The sequence below is a fragment of the Pseudomonas sp. SG20052 genome (assembly GCF_031766055.1).
GTDB classification, from domain to species: Bacteria; Pseudomonadota; Gammaproteobacteria; order Pseudomonadales; family Pseudomonadaceae; genus Aquipseudomonas; species Aquipseudomonas mandelii.
In genome coordinates this window covers 2,827,094-2,843,471 of sequence record NZ_CP134498.1, presented here as the reverse complement: position 1 = coordinate 2,843,471, position 16,378 = coordinate 2,827,094, and the positions used below count along the sequence as shown (strand labels likewise).

The window sequence follows — 16,378 nt, the reverse complement described above, 5'->3', positions numbered from 1 at the left end:
AGCGGGAGCAAGCTCCCTCGCCACAGCAGCTCCCTGGCCACAAAGATTGCGATCAGTAGTCGGTGGACACCGACACCTCGCGCCACGTCTGCAACTCATCGGTGACGAAGGCGTTCTTGGCTTCGATCGCCGCGACGCAATCACTGCCCAGCGGCAAGCGCAGCGGTGCCTTTTTTGCTTCCACCAGGATAATCATGGCCTGGGCGAGCTTGTCCGGGTCGCCCGGCTGGTTCAGGGTCACGGCCTTGGCAATTTTGCGCACCTCACCCGCCGTGCTGTCGTAGTCGGCAATCGTCGACGGGGATTCGACCAGGGAGTTGCCCTCGAGGAATTCGGTCCGGAAATATCCAGGCTCAACCACGGTGACTTTGACGCCCACAGGTGCCAACTCGGCGTGCAACGCCTCGCTCAGGCCTTCGACGGCAAACTTGGTCGAGCAATAGACGCCAAACCCCGGCCCCGACGCGTAACCACCCACCGATGACAGGTTGATCACATGCCCACTGCGGGCGGCGCGCATGTATGGCAACACGGCCCGAGTGATGTTCAGCAAACCGAAGACGTTGGTTTCGTACACACGGCGCACTTCATCGGCGCTGGCTTCTTCCACCGCGCCCAGCAAACCAAAGCCGGCGTTGTTGACCAACACATCGATGCGCCCGAAATGCTCGATGGCGGCCTTGGCGACCGCAACGCCTTGCGCTTCGTTGGTGACATCCAGGGACACGGCGAGCAACGCGGGTTGAGTGCCGAAACGTTGGGTGACGCTGCTGGCATCACGGGCGGTGGCCACCACGGCGTCGCCATTGGCCAGTGCAGCGGCCGCGATCCTGGCGCCGATACCACGGGAAGCGCCAGTGATGAGCCAGACACGTTTGAAGGTGTGGGAAGTGGTCATGAATCGAGTTCCTTGTTTGGGTTGGGGTGAGCACAAGGTACGCAGGAAGATTGGTCTGAAAAATGCCCTCGTGTTACAAGCACTATGAAACTGTCTTTCATAATGGCGTCGATATGAATCGCGATCCTTTCGATGGCTTGACCGAGTTTCTGGCGGTGGCCGAGCACAAAAGCTTCACCCTCGCCGCCACCCGGTTGGCGGTGACGCCCACGGCGGTCAGCCACGCGATCAAACTGCTCGAGCGGCGCACCGGCGTGTTGCTGTTCCAGCGCACTACGCGCCGGGTGGCGTTGACCGAGGCTGGCGCCAGCCTGTTCGCCCGCTTGCGTCCGGCGGCCAGTGAAATCGACGAAGCCCTGGCGGTGCTCAGCGGTTTTCGCGACCAACCGATGGGCACGTTGCGCATCACCGCGCCACGCCTGTCCGGCGCCTTGTTGATCGAGCCGCTGATGCCGCTGTTTCGCCAGGCTTATCCGCAGGTCGGCCTCGACATTTCATTGGACGACGCCACAGTCGACTTGATGGAAAGCGGTTTCGATGCCGGGATCCGGCTGGGAGAGTCCATCGAGAAAGACATGATCGCCGTGCGCCTGACACCGGACCTGCAATGGTCGGTGGTGGGTTCGCCAGCGTACTTCGCCAAGGCCGGCAAACCGCTCAGCCCGGAAGAGCTGACCCGGCATGCGTGCATCGGCTTCCGCTTCGCCAGCTCAGGCAGCGCGCATCGCTGGGAGTTTCGCCGCGACGGGCGAGACTTCACGGTGGGCGTCGAGAGTGGCGTGCTCGTCAATGATCGCAAGCTACTGATCAGCGCCGCCCGAAACGGGCTCGGATTAGCTTACGCCTGCAACCTGGAGATCATCGACGAGCTGGCGAACGGTCAGCTGGAGCGAGTGCTGCAGCCGTTTGTGCCGCTGAGTTCGGGGTTGTACCTGTACTTCCCCAGCCGTACCCAGACTCAACCGAAACTGCGCGCCTTCATCGACATGGCCACGCAGTGGATCGCTGATCGCGGCGGCCTCGGGCATTAGAGTCTCGGCCTCAACAGGATGCCGGTGTAGTGCATGAGAAACAGGCCGAAAGAGCCGCTCCACAACAGCGCCGAGAGCCCAGCCCCCACCCGGAAAACGGTACCGGAAACACCCGGCTCGCACCGGCGATCGCCAGAAAGAAGGGTCGAAAGTCGAGACTGAAGAGGGGGGCAGCGGCGAGTCTGCGCATCAGGCCACCACCCTGGCCAAACCTTTACTCAACCGATGCTGGGCCAGCAGGCGCATCACGTAGCCGATCTTGAGCAAGGTAGGCCCGACGATGGTCATGGCATGCATCATCACCAGCGCCACGATTGGCACATGGCCGCCGTAGAGATACGCGCCGTAGATGCCCGCCAAAAGCAGTGCCAGACCCGCGCCCAGCACGCGACTCGACAGGTTCAGAACGGTCTGAGGATTGTTGAAGAACTCGAACATTTTTCCGTACTCCTGAAGCAGTTCAGTTGTACGTTTTACGTATCAAGTCTCATGCCAGTTTTTTAATCCTTCCAAATCAGCACCCTGAAGCGATATGAGTCATAAGGACCACTCTCACGAATGGTCTATATGACTCACATAGTTGTCATTTTGACTTGGTCGCACACCAGGACCTGAGGGTAAATGTCGATCTACGGTCCAGCCAATCGACTACAAGCTGGCTACGCTGATAATCCAGCATGAATCACCCGTAGAGGAGCATCATCATGCAACGCGTGCAAAAACTGACGCCCTGCCTCTGGTTCGACAATCAGGCCGAAGAGGCGGCGAAGTTTTACTGTTCGATCTTCGATCATTCGAAAATCACTGCCATCACTCACTACGGCAAGGCCGGCCAGGAGGTTCATGGCATGCCCGAAGGCTCTGTGATGACGGTCAGCTTCGAACTCGACGGGCAGCCCATGACAGGCCTCAATGGCGGCCCGGCGTTCACGTTCAGCGAAGCGATTTCGTTTCAGGTCAACTGCCAGACCCAGGAAGAAGTCGACTATTTCTGGGGCTCGCTTTCCGCCCATCCGCAGAACGAGCAGTGCGGTTGGGTCAAGGACAAGTTCGGCTTGTCCTGGCAGATCGTGCCGGTCGCCATGATGGACATGCTCAAAGACCCCGACACGAAGAAATCCCAACGCGCCATGCAAGCCATGATGCAGATGAAAAAGCTCGACATTGCCGCGTTGCGACGAGCCTTTGACGGCGAGAGCTAATACACTCCGTTGCTGGCCTGCCGAGGACATTGACGATGAAGCACACCTTTGCCAAAGACGCTGACACAGCACCCCGTTTCTGGCGAGACGATGCCCTGCCCTTCATCGAGGCCCGTTCCATCGCCGACGGCCGCGAGGTCTGCTACACCAGGCATTCCCACGAGCACTTTTCCATCGGCGCGATCACCGCCGGGCGCAGTACTTACCTTCATGAGCAAGCGCAGTTCCAGGTCAGCGCCGGCACCGTGGTGTTGATGAACCCTGATGATGTCCATGCCTGCAATCCGATCGACGACCAGCCGTGGTCATACTTGATGCTGTACGTCGAAACGCCTTGGCTGACCGATTTGCAGCGTCAGCTCGGCTTCAGCCAGGACTCCGCCTTCAGGCGGTTTTCCGTCACCCACACCCGCGATGGCAACCTGTTCGACGGCCTCAACAGCTTGTACGAAATACTGGTTGATCCCTGGCAGGACGTGTTGTGCAAACACAGTGCGGCGGTGGAGTTTTTTACCGATGTGCAACAGCGGCTAAACCCGGTCGATCAAGCGTTGCGCGAACCCAATTTCAAGCTGGAACGGGCGGCCGACTACATTCGTGACAACTGTACACACCCACTCAAGCTCGAAGATATTTGCGACGCGGCTCAACTGTCTCCGTCCTACCTGATTCGCGCCTTCAAGCACCATTACGGCATGACGCCCCATGCCTTTCTGGTCAACCGGCGTATCCAGTTCGCCCGTGATCAACTGCGCAATGGCAAGTTGATTGCGGAGGTAGCACTGGAAGCGGGATTTGCCGATCAGGCGCATTTCCAGCGGGTATTCAAACAGCATCTGGCAGCGACACCGGGACAGTATCGAGGCTAAGCACACCATTGATAAAAAATGAGTTCAGTTTGCTGCACGGTCTCGATTGAGGTGAGTGAACCGGGGGCTAGGAAACCAGCAGATACACGGCACTCGCCCCCAGCAATAGCGCCATGACGCGGTTAAACAAGCGCATGCCTGCAGGGTTATTCAGATAACCCCGCAGAAAAGTTCCGGCATACGCCCAACACCCCACCGACACGTAGCAAATCACCAGATACACCGCTGCAAACTGCCAGACCAACCGCGCCTCGCCGTCCGCGACGAAGGCGCCCATGCCCGCCACACACGCCAGCCAGGCTTTCGGGTTAAGCCATTGCATCACCGCGCCATACAGCATCGACGGTGCCCGGCGCGACTCTTTGGCGTCGATGCGACCATCGTCTGCCGCAAGCTTCCAGGCCATGAACAACAAAAACGCCACGCCCGCCAGTTGCACCACCTGTGTCAGCGCGGGCCAGATGCGCAACACCTCATGCAGCCCCAGGCCCATCAACACCAGCAATAACACAAAGCCCAACGTGGCCCCGGCCACATGCCGCTGACTGGCGCGAAAGCCGAACTGCGCCCCCGAACTCAACGCGACAATGTTGACCGGACCCGGCGTTATCGACGCCACCAGGGCAAATGTGGCCATGGAGATAATCAGACTCATGCACACCTTCTTCAATTCAGGAAAACCAGCGCCCAAGGTACTGAGCGCCCTGCCCTGCGTATTGAAGAAAACTGCCTAATCATCCTCATGCAACTTGATGCCCCGAGCGTGCAGCAGATGGGGCACGATCAACACCAACAGGGTCAGCGCGAGGAACGACGCGGCGATAGGTTGCGTCAGAAAGATCATCCAGTCACCTTCGCTGATGGACAACGCGTTGCGCAGCTGTTTTTCGGCCATCGGTCCCAGCAGCATGCCCACGATCACCGGCGCGACAGGGAAATCGAAGCGCCGCATCAGCACCCCGCCCCAACCGATTGCCAACATCAGCAGCAGGTCGAACGAAGAGTGGCGCATGCCGTATACACCAATGGTGGCGAACACCAGAATGCCGGCGTTCAGGTACGGTCGGGGAATCTGCAACAATTTGACCCACAACCCCACCAACGGCAGGTTCAACACCAGCAGGATGACGTTGCCGATGTACAGCGAGGCGACAAGGGTCCAGACCAGATCACCCGAGGTCTGGAACAGCATCGGCCCCGGTTGCAGGTTGTAGTTCTGGAACGCGGCCAACAGGATTGCAGCCGTGGCGGAAGTCGGAATGCCCAGCGTCAGCAGCGGCACCAGGGAACCGGTCGCGCTGGCATTGTTGGCGGCCTCGGGGCCGGCAACGCCTTCGATGGCACCCTCGCCCTTGCTGCCTGCAAACTCTTTGGGAAACCTGCTCAGTTTGCGTTCGGCCGAATAGGACAAAAAGGTCGGGATTTCAGCGCCACCGGCCGGAATGGAGCCGAAAGGAAAACCGATCAGAGTGCCCCGCAGCCAGGCGGGAATCGAGCGCTTCCAGTCGGCGCGCGTCATCCACAAAGACGTCAGCCGGTGCCGACCGGACGCTTCTTCTTTTTGATACAGCAAGCTGTACAACGCCTCGCCCACGGCAAACAAACCGACTGCCACGAGCACGACTTCAATGCCATCCACCAACTCCGGCACGCCCAGGGTGTAGCGGGCAATGCCCGAGGTCGAATCCAGGCCGATCAAGCCAATCGTCAAGCCAATCCCCAGCGAGACGAAACCCCGCAGCATCGAAGCGCCGAGCACTGCCGACACCGTCGTGAAGGACAGCACCAGAATCGCAAAATACTCCGCCGGACCAAACTTCAGCGCCAACGTGGCAACGATGGGCGCAAACAAGGTGAGCAGGATCGTCGCGATGGTGCCGGCGACAAACGACCCGATAGCCGCCGTCGCCAGGGCCGGCCCTGCCCGTCCGTTTCGGGCCATGAGGTTGCCTTCCAGGGCCGTGACCATGGACGACGATTCCCCGGGGGTATTGAGCAGGATGGACGTGGTCGAGCCGCCGAACTGAGCGCCGTAATAGATCCCGGCGAACATGATCAGCGCCCCGGTGGGGTCGACCTTGGCGGTGATCGGCAACAGCAGCGCAACGGTCAGTGCCGGTCCGATCCCCGGCAACACACCGATGGCCGTGCCGAGCAGGCAGCCGATGAATCCCCACATCAGATTGATCGGGGTCAGCGCGGCGGCGAAACCGATGGCCAGGCTTGAGAGAATATCCACCGTGCTTTACCTCCTCAGATCCAGGCGTTGATCAGGGGCGGAAGGGACACGCCGAGCCCGGCGTTGAACAGCCAGTAAATCGGCAGCGTCAGGGCAATGCCGATGGCGAGGTCGCGCACCGGGCGACGACTGCCAAACCCCCGGGCTGAACAGGCGAACAACAACCCCGCCGACAGCACGAACCCGATGAGGTTGATCAGCACCGCCACGCCCACCAGGCCCGCGGTCACCCAGGCAGCCCCGAGTTTGCCCCCGGGCAGTGCCTTGGCAGACTCGTCTTCGTGATCGGCCAATTCGCGAAAACCACCGGTGACGGCCTGATAACACAGCAACAGACCGACCACACCGAGGAACACTGCTAATGCGTAGGGATAGACGTGAGCGCCGAGGATGACGAAACCCATTTCCTCAGGAAAGCGGTTGGCGCCGAGCGCCAACACTGTACTGATGGCGACCACACCGAGGCCGATCGCCAGTTGCACCGGCAGGATTCTACGAGTCGGGTTCATTTCGCAATCAACCCGACCTCGACCAGCATCGCACGCAACCGCACGTGTTCTTCGTCGACGAATTTGCCGAACTCATCGCCGGTCAGAAGGTTGGGCGCCCATTTATTGGTCTCGACATTGGCTTTCCAGCCGTCGCTGGCGGCGGCGACCAGCACGGCGTCCGTCACTTCCTTGCGCTGCTCGGGTGTGAGGCCCGCGGCACCGTAAACACCGCGCCAGTTGCCGATTATCACGTCGTAGCCACTCTCTTTGAGCGTTGGCGCGTCGATGCCGGCAATGCGCTCGGGCGCGCCGATGGCGAGCACCCGGAACTGCCCGTTGCGGATGTATTGGCCCAGTTCGGCATAACCTCCGGTGATCACTTTGATCTGGCCTCCGAGTACCTGCGCCACCACTTCGCCCCCACCCGCGAACGCCACGTAGTTCACCTTGTTGACGGGGATTCCCATTTTGCCGGCCAGGTCGGCGATCCCGATGTGATCAATCGACCCCTTGGAACCTCCGCCCCACGTGATGCTGGAGGGTTTGTCCTTGAAGGCTTTGAGCAAGTCCTCCAGGGTTTTGAACTCGGACTCCTTGCGTACGGCAATGACGTTGTATTCGGTGAACAGCCGGGCAATCGGTGTCACGTCCTTCAAGGTGATTTGCGGTTTGTTCTGTTCAATACCTGCGACCATGATCGCCCCGACCACCAGCAGCGCATTCGGGTCGCCCTTGGTACTGTTGGCAAATTGCGCCAGCCCGAGCGTACCGCCAGCGCCGCCCTTGTTCTCGAAGGTGACGGATTTGGCCGCCTTGGCCTCGACCAGGGCTTTGCCCAGATCCCGTGCGGTCTGGTCATAGCCGCCACCGACCGAGCCAGGGGCCATGAACTTGACGGTGTCCAGCGCAAACGCCGGTGCCGCGAGCGCGGCAGCGGTGACGGCAATTGCCATGAAGCGGCTTGATCGACGGAGCAAGGCAAGCATAGGGACTCTCCCGATATTATTTTTGTGGGGTGCCGATTGAATCGCGCTCAGGAGCAAACCCTGCTCTCTGAACATGCGTCTGTGAACAAGCGTAGGTCATGGTTGTGGTTATGGGTGTGTGGCTAGCGAAGTGATCACACCCGGGCAATGACTTCGCTACGAGTACGCCCCCACCACCCGCTTCACTTTCTCCAGTGCCACGGCAAGTGCGCCCAAATCCACCGAACCCAGCGCCAGGCGGATTGCGTGGGGCACATGGACAGAAGTCGCAAACGGTTCGGCGGTCGATACCGCCACCTGCTCGCGCATCAATGCCATGGCAATCTGGTCGGCCCGTGCGTCTTCCGACAAGGGCAGCCAGATAAAGTAGGAGGATGGATGGCGCACGAAGTGCAGGCCGGCCAGGTGCTGATCGGCCACGGCCTGGCGGGCCTGTGCGTCTGCACGTTTTTGCGCTTCGAGCTGGCTGACGGTGCCGTCATCGATCCACGCACACGCAATCGCCGTCATCACCCCGGGGGTATTCCAGGTAGTCGCCCTGATCGTGCGCTCCAGTGCGGGCACGGTTTTCAGGGGCGCAGCGACGAATCCGACGCGTAGCCCGGTGGCGACGCTCTTGGAAAAGCCTGAAACGTACACCGTTCTTTCGGGGGCCAGTTGCGCGAGCGGTGGCAGCGAGTCTTCGGCCAGGAACGCGTAGGCAGCGTCCTCGATGATGTGCAGGTCATGCTGGCGCGCAATCGCCACCAAGCGTTCACGCTGATCGGCGGCCATCACCCATCCCAGCGGATTGTGCAGCGTCGGCATGGTGTAGACGGCTCGCACCGATCGGCTCCGGCAGAGCTTTTCCAGCGCCTCCAGATCCGGCCCGGTATCGGTCCCGGGAATAGGCACGACTTCCAGATGCAGCGTTTCAGCCAGCACCTTGAACCCTGGATAGGTCAATGCGTCGGCCGCGATCACGTCCCCCGGTTGCAGCAGCGCCATCAACGCCACCGTCAAACCATGCTGCGCGCCACTGACGAGCAACACCTGCTCGGCCTGTACCGTCAGCCCGCGCACCTCCAGATGGCGCGCGACCGATGCCCGCTCGTGCAGGCGCCCCGCGTGCGGTTGATAGCGCAGATGGGATTCCAGGTCACCGGACAATGCGAGCTGACGCAAGGCATTGCGCAGCAGATCGGCCTGCCCCGGTACCGAGGGATAGTTGAAGTTGAGGTCGATCATCCCCGCCGCCACGCTGGGCTGATGAATGCCCAGGCTGGGCGGCAGCGAAGTCTCCCGGACGAAAGTCCCGCGCCCCGTTTCGCCACTGACGAGGCCCATGGCCTCCAGCTCTGCATAGACCCGGCTGGCAGTGACCAAGGCCAAGCCATGGCTGGCGGCGAGCAAACGATGAGTCGGCAGGCGCGTACCGGGCGGCAAACGCCCTGAGCGGATATCGGCTGCGAAGGCGTCCACCAGCGACTTGTACCGGGAGCGAGGCATAGGGAAATGTATCCATGACAATTTTTTGATTGTATCGATAGTCGGTCATACGATGCGCTGAACGCAACCCCGCCCCTTGAGTGGACGCCAAATGGAACGCACATCGAAGCTGCAAAACCAGACAGTGGAAAAGAACACCAGCGGGTTGATCAATGGACTCATCGGCGTCCTGATCTTCAGCGGTTCGCTGCCCGCGACACGGGTGGCCGTCCTGGAATTCGAGCCGGTCTTTCTGACCGTCGCCCGAGCCACCATCGCCGGCGTGCTGGCGCTGTGCATGTTGTGGCTGTTCAAGGAAAAGCGCCCTGCGCGCCACCAGATGCTGCCCTTGGTCATCGTCGCGCTGGGCGTGGTGGTCGGGTTTCCGCTGCTGACGGCGCTGGCGCTTCAATATGTGACGTCCGCGCACTCCATTGTCTTCGTCGGCATGTTGCCGCTCGCGACCGCCGCGTTCGGGGTGTTGCGCGGCGGCGAGCGTCCCCGGCCGGCCTTTTGGTTCTTCTCGGTCCTGGGCAGTTTACTGGTGGTCGGGTTCGCCGTTTCCCAGGGACTCACCGCTTCGCCGGCCGGCGACATCCTGATGCTACTGGCCATTCTTGCCTGCGGCCTCGGTTATGCCGAAGGGGCGAAGCTTTCCAAAACCCTGGGCGGCTGGCAGGTGATTTCCTGGGCGCTGGTAGTGTCACTGCCGATCGTGGCGCCACTGACCTGGTGGCTGACGCCCTCTTCGTTCTCGGGCATCAGCGCACCGGCCTGGTGGAGCCTGGCGTATGTGTCGCTCTTCAGCATGCTGATCGGCTTTGTATTCTGGTATCGGGGGCTGGCCCGAGGGGGGATTGCAGCCGTTGGGCAGCTGCAGCTGCTACAGCCGTTTTTTGGATTGGCGCTGGCGGCTACGCTGCTGCACGAGCAGGTTAGTCTCGGCATGCTGGGGGTTACCGTTGCGGTGATTTTGTGTGTGGTGGGTGCGAGGAGGTTTGCGAGGTAGACCGACGGTGCCCGGCGAAACCGGCCGGTCTTGTGGCCAACAAAAACCCCCAGTGATCGGCAGACCACTGGGGGTTCTTCGCGTTTGAAACGCACGAGTCGCTGCTATGCCACTTCTGGCCCTGATGAACAGCCAAACATCCGTTAGCCACTCACCACAGCAAGCGGCACCTACTTGGGCAGATCAATCTTATCCAACACCCGGTTCGCCGTGATCTCCGCCGTCATGATGCTGTTGGAAATACCCAGTAGCGCGTAGCGCGACTCACCTTCCAGATGATCCACCAACTGGTGCACCATCACGTCGACAGAGGCCAGCGTCTCGACCAGATAAACCGCCAAGGTTTCGGCCGAGGCCTCGGGGTCTACGGAAAACAGGGTGCTGCGTATTCGCGGGATAGCTTTGATATCGGCATTCGACGGGAAGTGGAAGTCGAGCGCTCGCTCGGCGGCTTCGTTGAGCTTTTTGGAATCGGCGGATTCGTAGGGGGAAACGTCGTCGGTTCCCGGGGGATTGGGTGTGGCCTTGAACATTGTGATGCTCCTTGATTAGTGGAGCTGCCACCATTCGCGGTCAAACGAATGAAGGTGGCAGCTGTACGCGGGTTGACCGACCGGAAATCAAGGAATCCGGCACACCCGAAGATGTCCCGCGCACAGCCACCGCAAAAAAGCCGGAAACTTTTCTTGGACACTGGTGCGCCTTGATTGAGTCGGACGGTCAAATCCGGACGCTGAATTGGCAGCGACCCGGAAACGATAGAGCCCAGGCCCAAGGCGCACAAGCCGGCGGATTCTGGCGCAGCCGTAGGCAACGGCGCAAGGATTTGTAGCTTTCAGGAAGTAAACCCGACGGGTTTTAAACAAGCACCCGCAAATCATGTTGAATGAGCGGGCGCGCACTCACGACAAACAACAAAAGTGTACGGCGACTTGCGTCCATCGCTGTACGGGGAAAGCCCCCCGCCGGCCATGATAAAAATACCGCTCTCGTTACCGGAGACCTGTCATGGACCTCGCCACGCTCACGCTGTTTATCCCCGCCTGCTTCGCCCTGAACATGGCGCCGGGCCCGAACAATCTGCTGTCGGTCAGCAACTCGACCCGCTACGGCTACCGCATCTCCTGCGTGGCGGGGATCGGGCGGTTGCTGGCGTTTGCCGGGATGATTGCCTTGGCGTCGGCCGGGTTGGCGGTGGTGCTGCAAACGTCCGAGTTGCTGTTCTACGGCATCAAGATCGTTGGCGCGGCGTATCTGTTTTACCTCGCATGGCAATTGTGGCGCGCCGATCCTGGGGTCGAAAAAGCCTCGTCGGGTTCGTCGGTCGGCGTGTTGGCGCTGGCGCGACAGGAGTTTCTGGTGGCGGCCGGCAACCCCAAGGCGATCCTGATCTTCACCGCGTTCCTGCCCCAGTTCGTCGACCCGACACGCGCCGTGACGCCACAGTTTGCACTGCTCGGCGCGTTGTTCCTGATGCTCGAATGGATCGCCATAAGCGCCTACGCCTACATGGGCCTGCACATGCGCCGCTGGTTTGCCGAGCCCCGGGGCAAGCGGCTATTCAACCGTTGCTGCGCGGGGTTGTTGTCGGCGGCGGCTTCGGTATTGTTGATGGCGCGTCGCACCTGAGTTCCAGGGCAAATTTTCCGGCGGAGCCGTCGCTCAGCTCACCTTATGCCCCGCTTCGCGAGCCATTTTTCAGAGCAAGTCTGATACAGTCGTCCCCCTTTAAATTCGTCGACAGGAAGTCAAGCATGGCAAAGCCAGCTGCACGAATCACCGACCCAACCAGTTGTCCCATCCCGGGGCACGGTTCCAAAGCTATCGCCTCCGGTTCTCCTGATGTGTTCTTTGACGGTCTTGCAGCCGCTCGCAAAGGTGACACGTGTACCTGCGGTAGTGCGCTAGCCTCGGAAGTGTCCGGCACAGTGTTTATCAACGGCAAAAATGCCGCACTGGTCGGTACTGTCGGCACCCATGGCGACGTCGTGATCGGCGGTTCGGGTACGGTCATCATCGGAAGCTCCCACACCCCTACCCCCTTTACTCCGCCTACGCCCATGGTCATTCACGGGAACTGGATCGGTTTTAAGATTCCGACCGTCGAAAGCTATGAAGGGCTTTCCTGCGTTGCACATTTCGAAGACGGATCGGTGATGCAAGGTGTGTTTGATGCAAAAAACACCGTCACATTTTCCAACCCCACAGGCAAGACCTGTACCGCAATCGATTACGGCGTCGAGGAAACCTCCGACAGCGCTTCGATCCTCGAATCCATCCTCAGCACAATTCAGAGATAAGGAACATCTCGTGACGGAACCCATGCTCATTACGGGCAGTTATCTCTTGAAAAAAGAGCATGATCTACATAGCTCACCTTTGGAAATGGCGATTGCCGGTATGGAAGGCGCAGCAGCACGTTTTGCCACTGACGCGATCAAGGACGCCAATACTCGCTTGAAGTACCAAAGCAAGATAAAAGAGATGTCACGTCTGGTTGAAGCCGAAGTGCTTGCGGGCAACGTTACCGCTAAGGACGGCGTGGCGTATTGCCAAGAAATGCGTAACAACATCATGAACGAGCATCGGAAGTTTACATCTGCTCAAGGTGTCGCCGTTGCGAAATATATCAAGCTGAACGGGCCAACCCTGCAAACCACTCTGGATAAGTACGCTCACTCGCTTTACAAGAAAAATTTTGATCTGTTAACCGATGTAGAAAAATCCAAAGTCCATTATTTGATTTTGAAAAAATCTGGCGTGGACAACAGCAAAGTTACTCGCGGCACCAAGAGAATGAATGTGGCTGGCAAAGTCGCGTGGATTGTGACTGCGGCTTTTGCCGCCTCCGAAATATACAAAGCCGACAATAAAACCAAGGAAGCCGGAAGACAAGGAATAATCCTGAGCGGTGGCGCAGCCGGTGGAGCTTTGGCTGGGCTAAGTATCTCATTACTGTGTGGTCCTGCCGCCCCGGTGTGTGCCATTGCTGTCGTGGTCGCTGGCAGTATTGCGGGCGGCATTCTTGGCGACTACGTTGCGGATAGTTTTGACGAAGAACTCGAGGAGTTTCTGACATGGGACGTTCAATGACTGACGAGGAGCGTTCATATGTTTACTGGGCTCTGTCTGACGCGTTTGTTGACACGGAAATTGACTATGAAACCATTGCACGCCAAACCGAAGACTACGATCCTGAAGAAATCAGAAAAATTCTTTACCATGAAGTAGCACCTGTCTGCCATACAAATCTTGAGACAGTAATCCCCATGATATGGTCAGCCTTCAATTTAGAAAACTTGGAGGCTGACATCAATAAGTCGTTGCAAGCCAGAGAAAACAGTTATCTACGACGCCAGAAAGACAAACTACTAATACACTGGCTTGAGTTTCGATACAAATATATATGGCGGGAGATATCTAAACACTACCGCAAATAAATCTTGCCTCTTATTACTCGAAAATAATCCTGCGCATGCCTTCCAAGGAGAAGTATTTCTTTTCGGCACCAAGTACTTTGAAAAACGCCGGTGACGGCGATGGCAAAATCACATGCATTGAATGCAAATCTTCTGAAACAGCGTCACTCACGCGCAACCAGAAACTCGGTTTTCCAGAGATAGAAAAACTGGAGCAACCATCGTAGGCAAAGGTAAACCCGGTTTCCCGGGGCGCACCACGATTCCACCGACCAGAGTCGAAATTCCTGAGGGAGCAGACATGTCCATTACAAATCCACAGGTGATTGATATCTGGGCCATCCCTACCTGGGAACCTGACAACGTGGTGTTGTTCATCTCTGACCACCTCGAATGGGGCGGCAAAGCTGAGCAAGGCGAGCATCTGCAATTGCTGCAGGACAAACTCAATACCTACGTTGCGTTCATCGAGAGCGGCGAGATCTACACCGAGATACCCAATGCCCTTGGAAAGCACCCCATCATTCGCATCAACGGCTTGTATGAGCTGCCAGAGCAGGGCGAGTTTTTTATTGACCGCGCTGCTGAGGTCCTAAAGGAAGTGGGTATTGGACTGGAGTTCGTGCTTGACGAGAACGACGCGATACGCAACATGTGACAGGAGAATATTCGACGCAGAGCTAGAGGAGCTGGCCCATTGGGACATATTCTGACTCCTGCGGAACGAGCAAGCATCCAGATCGCACTGGCAGAGGCTTTTGTAGACAGCTCCGTCGACTACGCCTCTATCGCAGAACGAATCCGGGGCTATGACCCAAAGGTCGTTGAGGACATTTTGTACTCAGAGGTCGCGCCTGTGTGTTTCAGCAACCTTGAAACGCCCGTCCCTCCTGTCTGGACTGGTTTTAAGGATGAATGGTTGCTAGATGAAATAGCCAAAGAACTAAAAGCGCGAAAAAACAGTTGGCTACGACGTAACTTCGACTTGTTAAAAGTTGCATGGCTTCGCTACAGCTACGGTTACATTTGGAAGGAGCTCATGAAATTTCGTGCTTAACGAGAACGAGGCGATACGCAACATGTGACCGGGGGAGCATGACCGGCGATGAAACCGGCCGGTCTTGCGGCCAACAAAAACCCCCAGTGATTGGCAGACCACTGGGGGTTCTTCGCGTTTGAAACGTACGAGTCGCGGCTGTGTCACTTCTGGCCCTGATGAACAGCCAAACATCCGTTAGCCACTCACCACAGCAAGCGGCACCTACTTGGGCAGATCAATCTTATCCAACACCCGGTTCGCCGTGATCTCCGCCGTCATGATGCTGTTGGATATACCCAGGAGCGCGTAACGCGATTCACCCTCCAGATGATCCACCAACTGATGGACCATCACATCGACCGAGGCCAGGGTCTCGACCAGATAAACCGCCAGGGTTTCGGCCGAGGCCTCGGGGTCTACGGAAAACAGGGTGCTGCGTATTCGCGGAGTGGCTTTGATATCGGCATTCGACGGGAAGTGGAAGTCGAGCGCTCGTTCCGCAGCCTCGTTGAGCTTCTTTGAGTCAGATTCGTATGGGGAAACCGGATCGGTGTCCGGCGGGTTTGGTGTGACTTTGAACATGGTGAAACCTCGTTTACTGGTGAGGCTGCCACGTTCGTTTCCAAGCGAAGGGGTGGCAGCTGTACGCGGGTTGGAAAACCAGGGTAAACGAGCCCGGCAGACCTATAAGGTCTCCCACGCACAGCCGCCATAACGCAACGCACTTAGTGCGAAAAAATACGTTATGAAGAGGTGCCTTCGTGTCGTTTACCCGTCGAGTTTCCAAGCCCGACCGCTGAGTGTTCAGCGGCACGGAAACAATAGAATCAAGGTCTACAGCACACAAGCCGGCGGATTCTGGCGCAGCCGTAGGCAACGGCGCAAGGATTTGTAGCTTTCAGGAAGTAAACCCGACGGGTTTTAAACAAGCGCCCGCAAATCATGTTGAATGAGCGGGCGCGCACTCACGACAAACAACAAAAGTGTACGGCGACTTGCGTCCATCGCTGTACGGGGAAAGCCCCCCGCCGGCCATGATAAAAATACCGCTCTCGTTACCGGAGACCTGTCATGGACCTCGCCACGCTCACGCTGTTTATCCCCGCCTGCTTCGCCCTGAACATGGCGCCGGGCCCGAACAATCTGCTGTCGGTCAGCAACTCGACCCGCTACGGCTACCGCATCTCCTGCGTGGCGGGGATCGGGCGGTTGCTGGCGTTTGCCGGGATGATTGCCTTGGCGTCGGCCGGGTTGGCGGTGGTGCTGCAAACGTCCGAGTTGCTGTTCTACGGCATCAAGATCGTTGGCGCGGCGTATCTGTTTTACCTCGCATGGCAATTGTGGCGCGCCGATCCTGGGGTCGAAAAAGCCTCGTCGGGTTCGTCGGTCGGCGTGTTGGCGCTGGCGCGACAGGAGTTTCTGGTGGCGGCCGGCAACCCCAAGGCGATCCTGATCTTCACTGCATTCCTGCCCCAGTTCGTCGACCCGACCCGCGCCGTGACGCCACAGTTTGCGTTGCTCGGCGCGTTGTTCCTGATGCTGGAATGGATCGCCATCAGCGCCTACGCCTACATGGGCCTGCACATGCGCCGCTGGTTTGCCGAGCCCCGGGGCAAGCGGCTATTCAACCGTTGCTGCGCGGGGTTGTTGTCGGCGGCGGCTTCGGTATTGTTGATGGCGCGTCGGGCCTGATTCCTGGGGTTGACGGGATGCAGCGCAGGTTCAAAC

At 58.8% G+C, this 16,378-nt stretch carries 20 protein-coding genes and 1 pseudogene; 12 read left to right on the top strand and 9 right to left on the bottom strand.

The features are described 5' to 3' along the window. Window positions 1–52 precede the first annotated feature (52 nt). Window positions 53–898 carry an oxidoreductase gene (locus RHP74_RS13045; RefSeq protein WP_311099807.1) on the bottom strand — a complete coding sequence of 282 codons (846 nt, stop codon included), beginning with the start codon at window positions 896–898 and terminating at the stop codon, window positions 53–55. A 113-nt stretch (window positions 899–1,011) separates the two neighbouring features. Between RHP74_RS13045 and RHP74_RS13040 the strand changes: the two genes are divergently transcribed. Beyond that, the gene (locus RHP74_RS13040; RefSeq protein ID WP_304817655.1) at window positions 1,012–1,929 is read left to right on the top strand and encodes a LysR family transcriptional regulator; all 918 of its coding nucleotides are present in this window, start codon (window positions 1,012–1,014) and stop codon (window positions 1,927–1,929) included. 189 nt (window positions 1,930–2,118) lie between these two features. Here RHP74_RS13040 and RHP74_RS13035 read toward each other — a convergent pair whose 3' ends face one another. Continuing rightward, window positions 2,119–2,367, bottom strand: a complete 249-nt coding sequence (locus RHP74_RS13035; RefSeq protein WP_311099804.1) for a transmembrane sensor/regulator PpyR — start codon at window positions 2,365–2,367, stop codon at window positions 2,119–2,121. Between the two features lie 266 nt (window positions 2,368–2,633). Here RHP74_RS13035 and RHP74_RS13030 point away from each other — a divergent pair, with 266 nt between their 5' ends. Continuing rightward, window positions 2,634–3,131 (top strand): VOC family protein, encoded by a 498-nt coding sequence (locus RHP74_RS13030; RefSeq protein ID WP_083376911.1) that lies wholly within the window; start codon window positions 2,634–2,636, stop codon window positions 3,129–3,131. Window positions 3,132–3,166: 35 nt separating this feature from the next. Beyond that, entirely contained in the window at window positions 3,167–4,000 is an 834-nt protein-coding gene (locus tag RHP74_RS13025; RefSeq protein WP_010459752.1) for an AraC family transcriptional regulator, read from the top strand. A 67-nt stretch (window positions 4,001–4,067) separates the two neighbouring features. Here RHP74_RS13025 and RHP74_RS13020 read toward each other — a convergent pair whose 3' ends face one another. The 5 genes from RHP74_RS13020 to RHP74_RS13000 form a co-directional block, all read right to left on the bottom strand. Beyond that, window positions 4,068–4,655: a LysE family translocator gene (locus RHP74_RS13020; protein WP_311099801.1), complete on the bottom strand. Its 588-nt coding sequence runs from the start codon at window positions 4,653–4,655 to the stop codon at window positions 4,068–4,070. A 75-nt stretch (window positions 4,656–4,730) separates the two neighbouring features. Beyond that, window positions 4,731–6,239 carry a tripartite tricarboxylate transporter permease gene (locus RHP74_RS13015; protein ID WP_311099799.1) on the bottom strand — a complete coding sequence of 503 codons (1,509 nt, stop codon included), beginning with the start codon at window positions 6,237–6,239 and terminating at the stop codon, window positions 4,731–4,733. Window positions 6,240–6,253: 14 nt separating this feature from the next. Beyond that, window positions 6,254–6,748, bottom strand: a complete 495-nt coding sequence (locus RHP74_RS13010) for a tripartite tricarboxylate transporter TctB family protein (protein ID WP_077750510.1) — start codon at window positions 6,746–6,748, stop codon at window positions 6,254–6,256. Next, window positions 6,745–7,716, bottom strand: coding sequence for a tripartite tricarboxylate transporter substrate-binding protein (locus RHP74_RS13005; RefSeq protein ID WP_311099797.1), 972 nt, complete (start codon window positions 7,714–7,716; stop codon window positions 6,745–6,747). The genes RHP74_RS13010 and RHP74_RS13005 overlap by 4 nt, the downstream gene beginning before the upstream one ends. A 156-nt stretch (window positions 7,717–7,872) precedes the next feature. After that, the gene (locus RHP74_RS13000; protein ID WP_311099795.1) at window positions 7,873–9,204 is read right to left on the bottom strand and encodes a PLP-dependent aminotransferase family protein; all 1,332 of its coding nucleotides are present in this window, start codon (window positions 9,202–9,204) and stop codon (window positions 7,873–7,875) included. 91 nt (window positions 9,205–9,295) lie between these two features. Here RHP74_RS13000 and RHP74_RS12995 point away from each other — a divergent pair, with 91 nt between their 5' ends. Beyond that, the gene (locus RHP74_RS12995) at window positions 9,296–10,192 is read left to right on the top strand and encodes a DMT family transporter (RefSeq protein ID WP_311099793.1); all 897 of its coding nucleotides are present in this window, start codon (window positions 9,296–9,298) and stop codon (window positions 10,190–10,192) included. 170 nt (window positions 10,193–10,362) lie between these two features. Here the strand turns inward: RHP74_RS12995 and RHP74_RS12990 are convergent, their stop codons facing one another. Then, window positions 10,363–10,725, bottom strand: coding sequence for a DUF6124 family protein (locus RHP74_RS12990; RefSeq protein ID WP_010459737.1), 363 nt, complete (start codon window positions 10,723–10,725; stop codon window positions 10,363–10,365). Between the two features lie 475 nt (window positions 10,726–11,200). Between RHP74_RS12990 and RHP74_RS12985 the strand changes: the two genes are divergently transcribed. From RHP74_RS12985 to RHP74_RS12955, 7 genes and pseudogenes are all read left to right on the top strand, one after another. Further along, complete coding sequence (locus tag RHP74_RS12985; RefSeq protein WP_311099791.1) at window positions 11,201–11,821, top strand: LysE family translocator; 621 nt, start codon at window positions 11,201–11,203, stop codon at window positions 11,819–11,821. Window positions 11,822–11,946: 125 nt separating this feature from the next. After that, on the top strand, window positions 11,947–12,492 hold the full coding sequence (locus RHP74_RS12980) for a PAAR domain-containing protein (protein ID WP_311099789.1): 546 nt from the start codon (window positions 11,947–11,949) through the stop codon (window positions 12,490–12,492). Window positions 12,493–12,502: 10 nt separating this feature from the next. Beyond that, window positions 12,503–13,285: a hypothetical protein gene (locus RHP74_RS12975; RefSeq protein ID WP_311099787.1), complete on the top strand. Its 783-nt coding sequence runs from the start codon at window positions 12,503–12,505 to the stop codon at window positions 13,283–13,285. Beyond that, window positions 13,270–13,632: a hypothetical protein gene (locus RHP74_RS12970; protein WP_311099786.1), complete on the top strand. Its 363-nt coding sequence runs from the start codon at window positions 13,270–13,272 to the stop codon at window positions 13,630–13,632. The genes RHP74_RS12975 and RHP74_RS12970 overlap by 16 nt, the downstream gene beginning before the upstream one ends. Before the next feature lie 92 nt (window positions 13,633–13,724). Further along, window positions 13,725–13,897: pseudogene (locus RHP74_RS12965) on the top strand (pyocin); the annotation flags it as partial. A gap of 15 nt (window positions 13,898–13,912) precedes the next feature. Next, window positions 13,913–14,269 (top strand): DUF6572 domain-containing protein, encoded by a 357-nt coding sequence (locus tag RHP74_RS12960; RefSeq protein WP_311100478.1) that lies wholly within the window; start codon window positions 13,913–13,915, stop codon window positions 14,267–14,269. A gap of 39 nt (window positions 14,270–14,308) precedes the next feature. Continuing rightward, a complete protein-coding gene (locus RHP74_RS12955; protein ID WP_311099784.1) occupies window positions 14,309–14,668 on the top strand; it encodes a hypothetical protein in 360 nt (119 codons plus the stop codon). Between the two features lie 204 nt (window positions 14,669–14,872). Here RHP74_RS12955 and RHP74_RS12950 read toward each other — a convergent pair whose 3' ends face one another. Beyond that, window positions 14,873–15,232 carry a DUF6124 family protein gene (locus RHP74_RS12950; RefSeq protein WP_311099782.1) on the bottom strand — a complete coding sequence of 120 codons (360 nt, stop codon included), beginning with the start codon at window positions 15,230–15,232 and terminating at the stop codon, window positions 14,873–14,875. Between the two features lie 489 nt (window positions 15,233–15,721). Here RHP74_RS12950 and RHP74_RS12945 point away from each other — a divergent pair, with 489 nt between their 5' ends. Further along, window positions 15,722–16,342, top strand: a complete 621-nt coding sequence (locus tag RHP74_RS12945; RefSeq protein WP_083376916.1) for a LysE family translocator — start codon at window positions 15,722–15,724, stop codon at window positions 16,340–16,342. Window positions 16,343–16,378 lie beyond the last annotated feature (36 nt).